The organism is Methylomonas sp. Uni0011, from assembly GCF_056850255.1.
Genome location: NZ_JBVVNO010000006.1, coordinates 142,479 through 157,098 on the forward strand (window position 1 = coordinate 142,479; position 14,620 = coordinate 157,098).

A 14,620-nucleotide genomic window follows, 5' to 3' on the forward strand; every position below is an offset into this window, starting at 1 on the left:
ATGCGCCAGCTTGCCGAAGGCGGCGGTAACCGATTTCACCATTCAGGGAGTTCCATTTCATGAGCAATACACAAACTCACGCCGAAGTTCTGGTTTTGGGCGGCGGCCCGGGCGGGTATACCGCGGCGTTTCGCGCCGCCGATTTGGGCAAGCAAGTGGTCTTGGTCGAACGCCATCCGGTATTGGGCGGCGTTTGTCTGAACGTCGGCTGCATTCCGTCCAAGGCATTGTTGCACGTCGCGCAAATCATCCACGAAGCCGAGGACATGGCCGCGCACGGCGTTAGTTTCGGCAAGCCGCAAATCGATCTGGACAAAGTCAGAAGCTGGAAGCAGAGCGTGACCGAAACCCTGAACGGCGGTCTGGCCAAACTAGCTAAACAGCGCAAGGTGACGGTGATTCACGGCGAGGGCAAATTCGCCGGCGCCAACAGCCTGACCGTGACCAACGAGTCCGGTATCCAGACCGTGACTTTCGACAACGCGATCATCGCCGCCGGCTCGCAGCCGACCAAAATTCCCGGCTTCCCGCACGACGATCCGCGGGTTTGGGACTCCACCGACGCGTTGAGTCTGAGCAGCGTGCCGGAGAAACTGCTGATCGTCGGCGGCGGCATCATCGGCCTGGAAATGGCGACGGTTTACCATGCATTGGGTTCGAAAATCAGCGTGGTCGAGCTGATGGACCAGATCATCCCCGGCTGCGACAAGGATTTGGTCACGCCGCTGCAACGCAAGATCAAAAAGCAGTACGACAACCTGTGGCTGAAAACCAGCGTCAAGGCTATGGAAGCCACCGATGCCGGCATTAAGGTGGCGATGGAAGGCAAAGACGCGCCGGAAAGCGAAACCTTCGACGCGGTATTGGTCGCGGTCGGTCGCCGCCCCAACGGCAAGCTGATCGATGCCGACAAGGCCGGCGTCAATGTCGACGAGCGCGGTTTCATTCCGGTCGACAAACAAGGCCGCACCAACGTTAGCCATATTTTTGCGATCGGCGACATTGTCGGCAACCCGATGCTGGCACACAAAGCCACTCACGAAGGCAAGATTGCCGCCGAAACCATTGCCGGCCACAAAGCCGGTTTCGACGCGCTGACCATTCCGTCGGTGGCTTACACCGACCCGGAAGTGGCCTGGATGGGTTTAACCGAAACCCAGGCCCAACAACAAGGCGTCGAATACGACAAAGCCACCTTCCCCTGGGCCGCGTCCGGCCGTTCGCTGGCCTTGGGCCGCAGCGAAGGCTTGACCAAAATCCTGACCGATAAAGCCACAGGCCGCATTCTCGGTGCCGGTTTTACCGGTCCCGGCGCCGGCGAATTGGTGGCCGAAGCGGTGTTGGCGTTGGAAATGGGCGCCGATGCCACCGACATCAGCCTCAGCATCCATCCGCATCCGACCCTGTCGGAAACCTTTGCCTTCGCGGCGGAGATGATCGAAGGCACGATCACCGACTTGTACGTGAAGAAGTAAAGTTCGGGCCGGCCGGTTTTCGGAAAGGAATCAAGCGATGGCTTATAACCGTCCCTACGGCCTGGACGAAGTTCACCGGATATTGTGCGACAGCGAGGGCCGGCCGCGGCCCGACTTGGCCGCCGCTGTCGCCAAGCCCGGTCACGCCATCTCGCTACACACCGAGGCGCGCGAGGATTTTTTCTCGCGCGGCGGCGCCAAGTTACCGGCGAAAGATTCGATTCTACTCGGTTCTCGCAAACACCTGATCCAGGCCGTACACGAGGTGTTGAATTCGGTGCCGGGCCAGATTGAGTTGGCCAAGCTCAACAATCCGCAATGCAAAAAGGTCGAAATTCGCGGCGTCGTATTACGCAAAGGGCGCGATTTCGACATCTTCACTGTGTATCGTCCGAAAACCAAGGGCGCCCAAACGTCGTTCGACTGGCTATCCACCCACAAGGGCGACGGCTTTATCGTGCAGTTGTTTATCCTGGTTTGCAAACTGCCGGGTAGCAGTCGCGAAGAAATTCATATCCAAACCGCTTTCCCGGAAGATTACGCCAGAACCTCAGGCGACGATATTTTGCGCTGAGGTTGCCGTACCGACGATTAGTGCGTCAGGCGGCTTTTTTGGCTTCGCTGCCGCGCGCAAGCAATCCGTTTCGGCCTTTTTCGGCCAAGGCCAAAATTTGGTAAGCCAGATCGTCGGCGACGTTCAATTGCTGCAGGGTTGCGTTCAGATGTTCCATCACAATGTCGTAATGGAAGTCATCCGGTCCCAGCTTGATCAGGAAGCTGTGCGCTGGACATAGCAGTGTGATGGTTCTGATTTCCTGACCGCCGATAATGTCCAGCAAAAATGCGAAATCGTTGCCGGTGACCAGGCTGGGCTTGGCGTTGGTGCGGGCAAAAGCCACCGTGAAATACTGGTCCAGCGCTTCCAGAACCGCTGCGTCTTTGCTATTGAAGCTGCTGAAATAAGCCTTGAGGTAAGTCTTTAGCGCCGCGGTTTGTTCGGATGCCGGTTTGCTGAAAAAGAAGCGGTTGATGCGGTAGTCGTCGAGCATCTTGGCGTAAAACACGTCGACGATGCGGCCGACCCAATTGGCGTCGCTGAGAGCGGTGCGCATCGATTGAATTTGCGGGGCTACGGTTGCGCTCATGGCTGTCTCCTGGCACGGTTGATAACGCTCGCCAGTCTGCCAGTGAAGCCCCGCTTGTCAAATTTACGCTCAGATATCGGATGGACAAAAGTTGTGCAGGGCGGTGGGCCTGAAACCGGCCGCGCCGCCCAGCGGTTCAATCCTTTTTCGGTACGTAACCTTCCGGCATTTCGAAGCCGCCGGCGAACAGGAATTTCTCGCGCTCCGCTTCCAATACCTTTTTTGCCGATGGGTCGAAACTGGCCAGGCGGCGCTCGTTGATGATCATCGTCTGCATCGCCAGCCAGTCTTTCCAGGCCTGTTTCGAGACGTGCTCGAAAATGCGTTGGCCGTTCGGGCCAGGAAACGGCGGCGCATCCAGCCCTTCCGCTTCGATGCCCAGTTTCACGCATTTAACCATTCTCGTCATAATAATCCTCGGGATAATGTTGTTGCAGCAGGCGCTTGACCGGTGTCGGCAAGCCAAGTAACGCAAAGTCGGCGGCTTTATACCAAACCGTCCGATCCGCTTCCATCACATTGTTTCTGGGGTTTTCCAGTCTGGCCAGCAGCGGCGTGTAATCCAGGTGGTAATGGGAAAAAGTGTGGCGCCTGGTCGGCAGCACTTGCGGGGTTTGTTCGGTCCGGCCCTGCTGCCGACACCAGTCGCCGGCCGCAGCCATGTCGTCGAATTCCGGCAGGCTCCACAAACCGCCCCAAATACCGGTTGGCGGCCGCTTTTCCAGCAGGATGCGGTCGTCCGCGTCTTGCAGCAGTAGCCAGTAAGTCTGTTTGATCGGCAAAGCCTTGCGCGGTTTGGCTTGCGGCAATTGCCGGGTCAAACCTTGCTGCCGGGCCTGGCAGCCGGCTGCGACCGGACAGATTTCGCACAACGGTTTGCTGCGGGTACACAGCGTGGCGCCCAGGTCCATCATGGCTTGAGTGTAGGCGGCGGTGCGCTGCGGCGGTGTGTATTCGGCGGCGATTTGCCATAGCTGCTCGCTGACGCGGGCTTCCCCGGGCCAGCCGGAAACGGCGTGGTAGCGGGCCAGCACCCGTTTGACGTTGCCGTCCAGAATCGGCTGGCTCTGGCCGCAGGCGATGCTGAGAATGGCGCCGGCCGTCGAGCGGCCGATGCCGGGCAATTCGCACATGCCGGCCAATGTTTGCGGAAATTCGCCGCCACCGGCCGCGACGATTTGCGCAGCTTTGTGCAGGTTGCGGGCGCGGGCGTAATAGCCCAGCCCCGACCAGTATTGCAGAACTTCGTCCAGTTCGGCGGCGGCCAGGCTTTGCACCGACGGGAAGCGCGCCATGAAGCGTTCGTAATAGCCGATCACGCTGGCGACCTGAGTTTGTTGCAGCATGATCTCGGAAATCCAGACCCGGTAAGGGTTGATGTCGTGTTGCCAGGGCAAATCCTTGCGGCCGTGGCTATCGAACCAGGCCAGTAGTTTGCGTTGAAATTGATCGGGGGGCATGGCTGTCGTTAATTCTGTTCCTGGTATCTGCGGCTACGTTAGCATGAACCGGGGTGACTTGCTTATGCTCGAGCCGGTTGCGGCGTAAACAGTTGCCGATTGTCATATACATCGGTTTCGAGCGCACGCCCCCGATCTGGTACCGATGCTGATATAGTTACCGGCCAATAGCGTTTACCAAACCAAGTTCGTCATCAGTTCTATCATGAAAATGCCTGCCGCCGACGCGCCGATCGGCGTATTTGATTCGGGCGTGGGCGGATTGTCCGTGTTGCGGGCGATCCGCGCCGAGTTGCCCAATGAAGATTTGCTGTACGTGGCCGATTCCGGTTACGCGCCTTACGGCGACCGCGATGCCGGTTTCATCGAAGACCGGTCGGCGGCCATTGCCGGATTTTTAATCGACGAGGGCGCTAAGGCCATTGTCGTCGCTTGCAATACCGCTACCGTCGTGGCGATCGAAAAACTGCGCGCCTGGTGCCCGCTGCCGGTGGTGGCGATCGAGCCGGCGATCAAGCCGGCCGCCGGCATCACCCAATCCGGCGTGATCGGCGTGTTGGCGACTCGCCAGACCCTGGCTAGCGCCAACGTGGCCCGGCTGTGCGCGGCATATGGCCAGGACGTCGATATCCTGTTGCAACCTTGCCCCGGCCTGGTGGAGCAGGTGGAAAAAGCCGAGTTGGATAGTCCCGCCAGCCGGGCGTTGCTGGAAACCTATCTGGCGCCGCTACTGGCGGCCGGAGCCGATACCATTGTGTTGGGCTGTACCCATTATCCGTTTTTACTGCCGCTGGTCAGAGAAATCATCGGTCCCGAGCGGGCCATCATCGATCCAGCCACCGCGGTGGCCAAGGAATTGGCTCGGCGCCTGGGCAATCAACGAGCCTCGGCATTGCGCTCGGAGCCGGCGCGCACCCGTTTCCTGTCCAGCGCGGCGGGCAGCAACGCCAGTTCGGTGGTTTCGGCCTTATGGGGCAGCCCGGTCCTAGTCGAGCCGATCCAGGCCAGGCCAATCGCAGCGATTGGCTAGTGCCGACAACCGGGTGCATAGGCACCAGGCTAAATGTCCGGCAGTCGTTTTCGCCGCCCCCTTTGAGATCAGCGGCCAAGCCCCGAAGATGCGAAATCCCAAGTGGCCCCGGGAGTGAGCGCTGGGGCCGTGGGGCTCGCTTGCTGGCTTTTGTGCGATCTTGAGAAACAATGTGTGCATTATTTGCGGCATTGTTAATTAAATGGGTCGCCCCTATAGTCTAGCCATGGGTTTGACTATTGGAGTAGACCATGACTAACGCACAAAAAGATCTTTTGAACGGTTTGGCCTTCATCACCGGAATCGTCGGCTTCTTATCCGGCGAGTTTATTATTTCGTCGCTGTTGTTCGCCACGACCACCTTTGCCAGCAACATCAACATAAACCGGAAGAATCGGGAAAACTGATTGCTTGCCTCCGGCGCCGGCCGCGCACGGAAAGAATTGCGTTTAGCCGACGATTGACGGTTTGGCTGGTGCGGCCAATCATTTACAATGCCGGCATGATTGAGACTTCGACTTCGCCGCGCATCGTATGACCACGGCTGCAAAAACCTATTTGAATGTGCCTTACGCGCAAAAAGACGCCGCGAAAGCGCTTGGGGCGCGGTGGGATGCCGCTAACAAAAAATGGTACGTCCCGGCCGGTAAGGACCTGGAGCCGTTTGGTCAGTGGTTGGCATCCGCGCAAGCTGGCGCTGCCAAGACCGGTTCCGTCGCGCCCGTTTCGGCACTGGCGCCAAATATCACCCAACCGGCCGATAGCAACTTCGTCGCTTACGACGGTGATGAACCGCCCTGGGAGTGACCGGTGCGGATTCCGATGCCGGCGGCTACAAGCTTATGCCGCCGCTGAAATACTTGGCCGGCTATCCTACCGACGTCCTGGACCAAGTCGGTCGTTTGCTCGATAGCGGTCGCATGACTGCAATTCTGTTGCAAAAATATCCGCTGGCCCACGACATCAAATCCGACAAAGCGCTGTATGCGTATGTGATGGATTTGAAAAACCGCTTCCTGCGCCAATCCGCGCCCATCGGCAAGATCGTATACGACGACAAAATCGATATCGAGCACCAGGCTTTGGGCTTGCACGCCACTGTTTCGCGGGTACAGGGCGGACGATTGAAATCCAAAACAGAGATCCGCATCGGGTCGGTATTTAAAACTGCGCCGCTGCCGGTGCTGGATACGGTCGTCGTCCACGAATTAGCCCATTTGCGCGAAAAGCAACACAACAAAGCGTTTTATCAGCTGTGCGAACATATGCAGCCGGGTTACCGGCAGATGGAGTTCGATATGCGTTTGTATCTGACACATCTGGATGTGTTCGGCCCCTTGTATTTGCCGGGATGCGGCGCTTGATTTTTGCCGCCGATGCTCGGACCATTAGCCAATAACCGGATCCTTTTTAAAGGTTTGAACCCGTATCGGAGAGCGACATGCTAGTTTCGGAATTGATGACCACCAAGGTGTTTACCGTAGAACCACACGACCTAATCGATCGGGTGTTTTTTTTGATCCACTACGAAAAAATCCGCCATCTGCCGGTGGTCGAGAAAGGCAAACTGGTCGGTATCGTCTCGGACCGCGATTTGTATAAGGCCTTGGGCCCGAAAAGCAATTCCAACGCCGTCGAAGCCAGCAAGGACAATACCCAGTTGCACGTGGTCTCGCAGAAAGTCGTGCACATCATGCACCGCGGTGTCTACACTGTGACGCCGGAAACGCCGGCTTCGGCCGCGGCGGCGATGATGGCCGACCACCGCATCGGCGCATTGCCCGTCATCGAAAAAGACAAATTGGTCGGCATCCTCTCCGCCACCGACATTTTGCGGGTATTCGCCAAGTTGGAGCGGGCGCACGAACAATTGGAAAATGACTTGAAGCAAGGCAAAACCGGCGATTAACCCTGACGGCGGCATGGTTGACAGCGGCCTGACCGAGGTCTAAAACGTCGGCTGCAGCATCCGCCCGGATGCCGTTACGCCAACTTCAGCCAAGAGGTCGCCGTTATGATGAGAATGTTGCTAGAGGTGGTAATGGTGCTGGCCTTGGTCGGCGGTTTGTTTTTTGCGACCAAGGTTTTGGCCAAGGAAAGCCGCGACGGCGATAAGTCTGACGGCGATTCGTCGGCGGATTCCGACCGCGGCGACTGAACGCTTTCAGCCCAACAGCCGGCGGGGCGGACGGAATCTATCGGCAATCGCTGCCTTTTTGCACCGAACAATCTTTTGGGATTTGAAAAATGGCTGCCATACGCAGTATCTGTGTTTACTGCGGTTCGAGTCCGGGCCGTAGCGAAATTTACGCCGCCGGCGCCCGGCGACTGGCCGAAGCCTTGGTCGAGCGCGATTTGCGTTTGGTTTACGGTGGCGCCGGTATCGGCGTGATGGGCGTGGTCGCGGATCGGGTATTAGAACTTGGCGGCCGTGTGGTTGGCGTAATTCCGCAGGCCCTGGCGACCAAGGAAGTGGCTCATCCCGATTTGACCGAGTTGCACGTCACCGCATCAATGCACGAACGCAAAATGCGGATGGCCGAGTTGGCCGACGGTTTTATCGCGTTGCCTGGCGGTATCGGTACCCTGGAAGAACTGTTCGAAATCTGGACCTGGGCTCAGCTCGGCTTCCACGACAAACCCTGCGGCGTGCTGAATATCGGTGGTTATTACGATACGTTGATTCGATTCCTGGATCATGTTACTGCCGAACAATTCGTCAAACCGCAGCAGCGGGCGATGTTGATGGTGGAAGCCGAGCCGTCAGCGCTGCTGGATCGCTACGCCGACTACCGGGCGCCGGCGGTCGAGCATTGGCTGGATCGTAGTCAGACTTGAGCTTTAGTACTCGGCGTCGTGGTAGACGTTTTGCACGTCGTCCAGATCGTTCAACATATCCAGAAATTTTTCGAACATCGCTACGTCATCTCCGCTGATCGGCGTCGATCCTTTCGGTAAAAACTGAATCTCGTCGGCTTCGAAGTCGATCTCTCCCAGCAGGTCCAACAGGGCTTGTTTAGCCTTGAAATAATCCGAATGCGGCGTGAAAACGGTGAGTTTGCCGTTGTCGTTTTCCATGTCAGTGATGTCGACGTCGGCATTCAGCAAGGCCTCCAACACCGCGTCTTCGTCGTCGTGCTTGAACGCCAGAATCGCCGAGTGGTCGAACATGTGGCCGACCGTACCCGGCGTACCGATCTTGGCCTTGGTTTTGGTGAAACACAGGCGGACGTCGTTGAAGGTGCGGTTCGGATTATCGGTTAGGCAGTCGACGATGACCATGCAGCCGCCGGGGCCGAAACCTTCGTAACGCGCCGGGGCAAAATCCTCGCCGCCGGCACCCTTGGCCTTGTCCAGCGCCTTCTCGATCACGTGGGAGGGTACTTGGTCCTTCTTGGCCCGGTCGATCAAACCGCGCAAGGTCAGATTGCCGGCCGGGTCGACGCCGCCGGACTTGGCGACCACATAGATTTCGCGGCCGTATTTGCTGTAAATCTTGGTTTTGGCGTCGGCCGTTTTGGCCATCGATACTTTTCGGTTTTGATAGGCTCTGCCCATGACTGCGCTGCTCCCGGTAATCGCGGTAATGAAGTCGGCGGATTTTACAGGCAGTTTTTAACGAGGGGAACCGTCAGCGGGCATTTCCTCGGGCACCGGCGCCGCTTCGAGCGATTCAGGGCGCCGGATTTCGTAGCGAGCTAACTCGGTAGCGCGATTCGCTGTGGCCTGCCAGCGCTAAGGATGCCGAAGCAGGCGGCGGCAAACAGCCATAGCATCGGCGGCAGCGGTACGGCGCTGACGTCGAATGCGATTTCGCCGATTTCCGAAACCAGGTAAGCGTCGTAATAGGTATGGATCTGCAATCTGACGTAGCGGCCGACCGAGTCGTCCAGGTCGAATACGGTTGCCGGATAGGGTGCGCGCGGACGGTTATCGTCCGGCATTTCCGGATTGGTAAACGAACCTACCGCAGTGGGGTTGGCGAAATCGGCGGTCGTCGAGCTATACAGGCTGATTTCCGCCACATTGGCGCCGCTGTTGGAAGCCATGTTCCATAACGCCATCTGTTTGATGCTGTAGTTGGCGCCTAAGTCGAAATCCAGAATGCCAGTGCACGGACAAAAAGCCGGGCTGATCCAGCCGTTGCCGATTTCCGGCGTGCCGCCGATATGGGTTGGATTTGAGGCGATGTATGCGGCGAAATCGGTGGCGCCGCTGGTGAAGTTCAACGAAAGGCCTGATTGGTTGAACATCGGCGTCTCGTCGGTATTGGCCGGAAACCCCGCGATGCCTTTGTAATTGCCTATCGTATTGTTGATCACCGCCACCGGCGACAGGATGGTGCCGGCCAGCGTCGGTTGAGTCATTAAAATCAAGGCGAGTGTGGTGGCGATAGTGCGCAGTCGGGCAAAGCAATGCATAAAACCTCCTGTAGAGTTGAGAGCCTCTGAGCGAAACAGCGTAAACTTTTGAGGCGAAGGCTTTTGCAATCTACTCTAGCGTTATAAGTCCGTCAAATTTTTGCTATCCAGTCGAATTAAAACAAAAAATATTGCATGTCGCGTGACTGTGAAAGTGGCTTGATATTGGTGCCGGTAACGGACCTGGGTCACGTTGAAGCGTCGGTTCGTTAAGCAATTTGTAAGGCAGCGCGGCCAGAATGCCGCCCGAACCAATTGCAAACAACACGGAGTATCCGCTCATGACTAAACCGAAGATGAAGTTGATCAAACATATCTGGGTTTGTTCTTGCCCGCTGGCGATCGGCGCCGGCCATTCCGCCAAGGAGGCTTACAAACGCTGGAGCGATAATTGGAAAGCAAAATCGGTATTTTTGCCGGAGTTTCGTTGCTGATCTGTACACAAGCCCATCGAGTTTGCCGGCAACGGTGGGGCTTGTTCCCCACCGTTGCTTGAGTAGTCTGTTGCTTCAATGTTCTTTGTCGGCGAACGGTTGCAGGCAGGAATAAGGTTCCAGGCCTTGGCATAGCCCCCAAAAACTACCGAAAATCCCTTCGCTGCCCGGTTTCCAGTTTTCGGAGAAGGCTTCGAACACGACGCCGGACCACCCCCGTTCCGCCAGTTTTTCGAAGGTGGAACGCACCACCAAAGCCTGATTTTCCGAGTTGGCGATCCCGCAACGTTGGCCGGTGTGGCGATTGGTTTCCGAGCCGCCTTCCGGGCCGTTCGGCCAGCCGAATTCGGTTATCACCACGTCTTTGTCGGGATAGGTCCGGCGTAGATCCTCAACCCGGGCGATATGGAAATCGGCGGCTTGTTCCGCGGTCGTGCAGGAATGGATCGGCGAAAATTTATTCTCCCACCACGGAAAAATATTGGTGCCTATCCAGTCCACCTTGTCGGCAAACAAGGTTGGCCGGCAGGTCAGGCTGCGGTCGCACCATTCCCACCAGGTGTCGATGGTTGTGAGCGGCTGGCGGACCCCGGCCCGGCGCAAACTGTCTATGCAGCGCAAGATTTCGCCGTCGAAACGGTTGCCGTGGCGGGTGCGGACTTCCGAGCCGCAGCTCATAGCGATAATCGTCTCCGGGTAGGATTTGGCCGTCTCGATGCCAGCGGCGATGGAGCGGGTATTCATCGCTATATCCTTGTCCAGCCAGACGATGGCGATGACTTTAAGATGCCGGGTTTGGGCCGAGGCGAATACTTCGCCGAGGCCATTGATGACGCCGTAAGTCATGATGCAGCGGAATGGGGTTTGCTCGATAAGCTGGTCGAGCAGACCGTCTATCAATTGCCGGGACGGTGGCGGACCGTGCTCCGGCGTCAGGCTGCCGACGTAAGGGCTGAACGCAGTGCATTGCAGTGCCTCCCGGCCGAATTGCACTTGCTCCGGCGGCGGCTGGGAAGCCTGGGCTTGCGCGTAGTCGGCGAGAAACAGTTGTAAGAGCAACAAAACTAATGAGCGTTTCATGGTGCCTCCGATATGGGTTGTTATGTTACGGCCGCGGTTGCCGCGAGCGGCGGATGGTTCGTCGGTTTTCAACTTGGGTTTCCCGGTGTTGTCGAGTACCCGGTGTTTTGCTTCAGCCGCGCCGGCAGTATTTAGCATCGGTAGCCAAGCGCCAGCCCGGCTGAACGAAAAGGCGGCAATCGATGTTCAAACGCCGGGAAACGGTGGCGAAATCCGGCAATGGCCTTGCCGGCGGCGGAAGATAAATACCAGCCCGGTTTTAATGTGGCGTTAAGCCGGGTTTGTTGAAGTCGTACCCGATTTTGGCCAACTGCCGCTGTGTTAGCGGAGAGCCGGAACGGAATAGTCGGAAATAAGCAAAACAAGGACACGCCATGCACTACCCCATCGCCAACGAAATGCTGTTCCACTGGCTGGACAATACCGCGCAACTGTCGCAACGGGTGTGCGTGGTGTTGATTGCAGCCCACGTATCGATTCGGATCGACTGGCTCAGGCAGGCCTTGCGCGGCGACAGTTACCTGTGGCGCAACCGTTTGGTGTGTTCGGCGTTTTTTGGCATCTTTGCGATGATCGGCACCCATAGCGGGTTTTTGTTGGACATTCACCAATTGGGCAAGCGCATCGCCTGGCCGGCGGACTTGTCGGATGCATTGAAACATTCGCAGGCCGTGATCGGGTTTCGCGATTTGATGGTGCTGGCGGCCGGCATCACCGGCGGACCCTGGATCGGCTTCGGCGCCGGTCTCGCCGCCGGCGGCGAGCGTTACCTGTTAGGCGGTTTCGCCGGCGAAGCCAGCGCCGTGGCGACACTGCTGCAGGGCGTTTGGGCCGGGTTGGCGGTACGCTGGTGGCCGATCCTGGCCAAACGCTTGCGCGGTGCGGCGTTCATCGCCTTGATCGGTACTCTGATGCAAAAAGCGGTTTTGTTGGCGCTGGTGACGCCGATAGCCGACGCGCTGGCGCTGGTGGTGGAGACCGCGCTGCCGGTGGCGGTGGTCAATACCTTCGGCTTGTTGTCGTTCTTGTTTGTGATGCAGGATCTGGAGCGCGACCGCTTGGTCAATCAGGCCCGCCAAGCCGAACTGCGGGCCTTGAACGCGCAAATCGAACCGCATTTCATGAACAACACGTTGAATGCGATCAAGGCCTTGATTCGGCGCGATCCCGACGCCGCGGCGCAGTACGTCGTCAAGCTGGCACGGTTCCTGGACGATACCCGCACCAACACCGGCGCCAATTCGATCTCGCTGCAACAGGAAATTACCCAAGTCGAACGTTACCTGGATTTCCAGCGTCTGCGCTTTCCGGACGCGTTTCGATTCCAACGCAATATCTCGCCGCAACTGTTGCCGTGCCAATTGCCGCCGCGTTGCCTGCAAACCCTGGCCGAGAATGCACTGCTGCACGGGATGCAAGGCCAAAACCGGCCGTTGAAAATCGACATCATCGGCGTCGACCACGGCGCAACCCTGACCTTGCGGGTCAGCGATACCGGTTGCGGCATTGCTGACCCGCGCTTGAAAGAATTGGGCAACCGGCCGGTGGAATCCGCGGCCGGCAACGGTAGCGGCCTGTACCAACTGAAGCGCAGCCTGAAGCTGGCCTTTCCGCGCCAATCCTGTCTGGTCATCAATAGTTGGCCGGGTCACGGTACCGAAGTCGTTTTGACCATTCCGAAGAGGACCACAACATGGTAAACAAACAACGCATATTGCTCGTCGACGACGAATATCTGGCCCGAGACGAACTGAAAGATATTTTGCGCCGCCGGCATCCGGATTTCGAGCCGGTCGCCGAAGCGGCCGGCGCACGGGACGCCTGGGCGGCTTTGCAAGCCGATAGGAATATCAGTGGCGTGTTTTTGGATATCCACATTCAGACCGAAGGCGAGCGCGCCGGGCTGGATCTGGCTTACGCCATCAACAGCTTGCCGGCCGCGCCGTGGATCGTCTTCATCACCGGTCATCCGCAGACCGCGGTGGAGGCGCACCGACTGCATCCAGCCCATTATTTGTTGAAACCGCTGGACGATGCCAAGGTCGACGAAGCCTTGAACTGGATTCGGCGCCAGGCGGTGCAGACCGCAGTCGCTGGTGCAGCCTTGCCGCAGCGAATCAAAATCCGCCACCGCATCGTCAACCGCTTCGACGAGCGCGAAACCCATGTGGAATACGTCGATCCGCAGGAAATCGTATTTGTCGCCAAAAATAACGCCGCCAACAGTTTGCGCATCCAGCTCAGTAACGGCACGGCTCTGGACGGCGTTTACGGCGCGCTTAAGGAGTGGGAGCACAAATACCCCGGACTGGGCTTGGTGCAGATTCACCGCAGCCACTTGGTGAATATCCGCCAGATCCGCAGCTTGCGGCCGCGGCCGGGCGAGAACGAAGTCTACAAGGTCGCGCTGAAGGATTCCGGGCACGAACTCGCGGTGGGTCCGGAATATCTGGACGCGTTACGCGAGAAAATGGATGCCAGCTTGGTGTATTGATCCGGTCCGGACGAAAGCTGACTTGGCGCCCGTCGGCTACAGTGCCCGGCTAGCGGCGATCGATACTGTTTTGGCCGGCCTGAATTCGGCGCCGGGTCAATCTGCTGCTATACGGGATAAGGTCGCGTTCTTGGCGTGTAGTCTATTTCGCCCATTCCAAACGCAATTTTGCGGTTCCGGTCGGTGTCCACCGATGATCCTAAGCAACGCATCGTTAAAACCTGGCCATATAGAATTCGTTAAACCTGTTGCCGCCGATGTTAAGCGAACCGATTCTTTCGCCCTCGATCGCGAACCCGAACTTTTGATACAGCGCCAGCGCCGCCTGGTTGTCGGTGCGCACGGTCAGTTCTATGCGTTCGATTCCGGCCGTATCGGCTTTGTCGATAACAGCTTCCAACAGCTTCGCGCCGACACCGTGCCGCCAATGCGACTTGATCACCCCGATCACCAGCGATGCCGTATGTGCGTTCCGCCGCTGTTGATTGCCTACCAGCACGCAAAAACCGATTATGTCGCCTGCCGTTTCGGCGACGTACATGAAACGCCGCTCGCTTTGGGCAAACGCCGCGATGATCGCCTGTTGTTCGGACTCGGTGGTTTGGCGTTCGCCGGGTTCGAACAGCATGAAATCGGTTTCGGCATCAAGCTGGTTGAACAAGTGCAACAGGGCTGCGGCATCGGATATTACGGCTTCTCGTATCTGCATCTGGGTTGGGGGTTGGGTTGCCTGGACTGAGTGAAGGGAGCATTGGGCGCTAGGTTAGCTTCCTGGTTGAAGAACCAGTTGGTAGTGCTCCACTGTTGGAAATGGGCTGTAAAAATGGTGTAGTAAGCTCGCCCATTCCCGATATTCGGGGGACGAACGAAAGCCGATGGTATGCGCTTCCAGGGTTTGCCAGTTCACCAACAGAAGATAGCGGCTCTCATTTTCCACGCAGCGTTGCAGTTGGTGCGAGATATAGCCCGGGCTATTGGCAATGATGGCCGATGCGAGCGCAAATGCCGCCTCGAAATCGGTCTCTTTGCCCGGAATAATATCGAGAATGGCCACTTCAAGCATACGAACTCCAAAAGCGAA

The 14,620-nt window shown here is 57.8% G+C and carries 20 protein-coding genes; 12 read left to right on the forward strand and 8 right to left on the reverse strand.

Going from position 1 to position 14,620, the window contains the following annotated elements:
* The first annotated feature begins 59 nt into the window (after positions 1-59).
* Positions 60-1,475, forward strand: a complete 1,416-nt coding sequence (lpdA, locus tag AC0IM9_RS10215) for a dihydrolipoyl dehydrogenase (protein WP_482803916.1) — start codon at positions 60-62, stop codon at positions 1,473-1,475.
* Between the two features lie 37 nt (positions 1,476-1,512).
* Positions 1,513-2,049 (forward strand): hypothetical protein, encoded by a 537-nt coding sequence (locus tag AC0IM9_RS10220; RefSeq protein WP_482803917.1) that lies wholly within the window; start codon positions 1,513-1,515, stop codon positions 2,047-2,049.
* A gap of 25 nt (positions 2,050-2,074) precedes the next feature.
* Here the strand turns inward: AC0IM9_RS10220 and AC0IM9_RS10225 are convergent, their stop codons facing one another.
* The 3 genes from AC0IM9_RS10225 to mutY all read right to left on the reverse strand — a co-directional run bounded on the left by AC0IM9_RS10225 (position 2,075) and on the right by mutY (position 4,080).
* Complete coding sequence (locus AC0IM9_RS10225) at positions 2,075-2,620, reverse strand: globin family protein (RefSeq protein WP_482803918.1); 546 nt, start codon at positions 2,618-2,620, stop codon at positions 2,075-2,077.
* A 136-nt stretch (positions 2,621-2,756) separates the two neighbouring features.
* Positions 2,757-3,029, reverse strand: a complete 273-nt coding sequence (locus AC0IM9_RS10230; protein WP_140912750.1) for an oxidative damage protection protein — start codon at positions 3,027-3,029, stop codon at positions 2,757-2,759.
* Complete coding sequence (gene mutY, locus AC0IM9_RS10235) at positions 3,013-4,080, reverse strand: A/G-specific adenine glycosylase (protein WP_140912749.1); 1,068 nt, start codon at positions 4,078-4,080, stop codon at positions 3,013-3,015. Before mutY ends, AC0IM9_RS10230 begins: the two co-directional genes overlap by 17 nt.
* 205 nt (positions 4,081-4,285) lie before the next feature.
* Between mutY and murI the strand changes: the two genes are divergently transcribed.
* From murI to AC0IM9_RS10270, 7 genes are all read left to right on the forward strand, one after another.
* A complete protein-coding gene (gene murI / locus AC0IM9_RS10240; protein ID WP_482803919.1) occupies positions 4,286-5,110 on the forward strand; it encodes a glutamate racemase in 825 nt (274 codons plus the stop codon).
* Positions 5,111-5,361: 251 nt separating this feature from the next.
* Entirely contained in the window at positions 5,362-5,517 is a 156-nt protein-coding gene (locus tag AC0IM9_RS10245; protein ID WP_186289594.1) for a hypothetical protein, read from the forward strand.
* 127 nt (positions 5,518-5,644) lie between these two features.
* Complete coding sequence (locus AC0IM9_RS10250) at positions 5,645-5,917, forward strand: DUF5710 domain-containing protein (protein WP_482803920.1); 273 nt, start codon at positions 5,645-5,647, stop codon at positions 5,915-5,917.
* Positions 5,918-5,952: 35 nt separating this feature from the next.
* A complete protein-coding gene (locus AC0IM9_RS10255) occupies positions 5,953-6,474 on the forward strand; it encodes a M48 metallopeptidase family protein (protein ID WP_482803921.1) in 522 nt (173 codons plus the stop codon).
* 77 nt (positions 6,475-6,551) lie between these two features.
* Positions 6,552-7,019 carry a CBS domain-containing protein gene (locus AC0IM9_RS10260; protein WP_482803922.1) on the forward strand — a complete coding sequence of 156 codons (468 nt, stop codon included), beginning with the start codon at positions 6,552-6,554 and terminating at the stop codon, positions 7,017-7,019.
* A gap of 105 nt (positions 7,020-7,124) precedes the next feature.
* Positions 7,125-7,268: a hypothetical protein gene (locus tag AC0IM9_RS10265; protein ID WP_482803923.1), complete on the forward strand. Its 144-nt coding sequence runs from the start codon at positions 7,125-7,127 to the stop codon at positions 7,266-7,268.
* 89 nt (positions 7,269-7,357) lie between these two features.
* Entirely contained in the window at positions 7,358-7,948 is a 591-nt protein-coding gene (locus tag AC0IM9_RS10270; protein WP_482803924.1) for an LOG family protein, read from the forward strand.
* Between the two features lie 3 nt (positions 7,949-7,951).
* Here the strand turns inward: AC0IM9_RS10270 and AC0IM9_RS10275 are convergent, their stop codons facing one another.
* Positions 7,952-8,668: a YebC/PmpR family DNA-binding transcriptional regulator gene (locus AC0IM9_RS10275; RefSeq protein WP_445371768.1), complete on the reverse strand. Its 717-nt coding sequence runs from the start codon at positions 8,666-8,668 to the stop codon at positions 7,952-7,954.
* 140 nt (positions 8,669-8,808) lie between these two features.
* Positions 8,809-9,531, reverse strand: a complete 723-nt coding sequence (locus AC0IM9_RS10280) for a hypothetical protein (RefSeq protein WP_482803925.1) — start codon at positions 9,529-9,531, stop codon at positions 8,809-8,811.
* Positions 9,532-9,812: 281 nt separating this feature from the next.
* Here AC0IM9_RS10280 and AC0IM9_RS10285 point away from each other — a divergent pair, with 281 nt between their 5' ends.
* Entirely contained in the window at positions 9,813-9,965 is a 153-nt protein-coding gene (locus AC0IM9_RS10285) for a hypothetical protein (protein WP_186289592.1), read from the forward strand.
* A 75-nt stretch (positions 9,966-10,040) separates the two neighbouring features.
* On the opposite strand, the gene AC0IM9_RS10290 is transcribed toward AC0IM9_RS10285, so the two are convergent.
* Positions 10,041-11,045 carry a glycoside hydrolase family 17 protein gene (locus AC0IM9_RS10290; protein ID WP_482803926.1) on the reverse strand — a complete coding sequence of 335 codons (1,005 nt, stop codon included), beginning with the start codon at positions 11,043-11,045 and terminating at the stop codon, positions 10,041-10,043.
* Between the two features lie 374 nt (positions 11,046-11,419).
* On the opposite strand from AC0IM9_RS10290, the gene AC0IM9_RS10295 reads away from it, so the two are divergent.
* Both AC0IM9_RS10295 and AC0IM9_RS10300 read left to right on the forward strand, forming a co-directional pair.
* Positions 11,420-12,745, forward strand: coding sequence for a LytS/YhcK type 5TM receptor domain-containing protein (locus tag AC0IM9_RS10295; RefSeq protein WP_482803927.1), 1,326 nt, complete (start codon positions 11,420-11,422; stop codon positions 12,743-12,745).
* Positions 12,739-13,539, forward strand: a complete 801-nt coding sequence (locus AC0IM9_RS10300; RefSeq protein WP_482803928.1) for a LytR/AlgR family response regulator transcription factor — start codon at positions 12,739-12,741, stop codon at positions 13,537-13,539. The genes AC0IM9_RS10295 and AC0IM9_RS10300 overlap by 7 nt, the downstream gene beginning before the upstream one ends.
* 214 nt (positions 13,540-13,753) lie before the next feature.
* Here the strand turns inward: AC0IM9_RS10300 and AC0IM9_RS10305 are convergent, their stop codons facing one another.
* Positions 13,754-14,248: a GNAT family N-acetyltransferase gene (locus tag AC0IM9_RS10305; protein WP_482803929.1), complete on the reverse strand. Its 495-nt coding sequence runs from the start codon at positions 14,246-14,248 to the stop codon at positions 13,754-13,756.
* Positions 14,249-14,302: 54 nt separating this feature from the next.
* Complete coding sequence (locus AC0IM9_RS10310; RefSeq protein WP_482803930.1) at positions 14,303-14,602, reverse strand: antibiotic biosynthesis monooxygenase family protein; 300 nt, start codon at positions 14,600-14,602, stop codon at positions 14,303-14,305.
* Between the last annotated feature and the right edge of the window lie 18 nt (positions 14,603-14,620).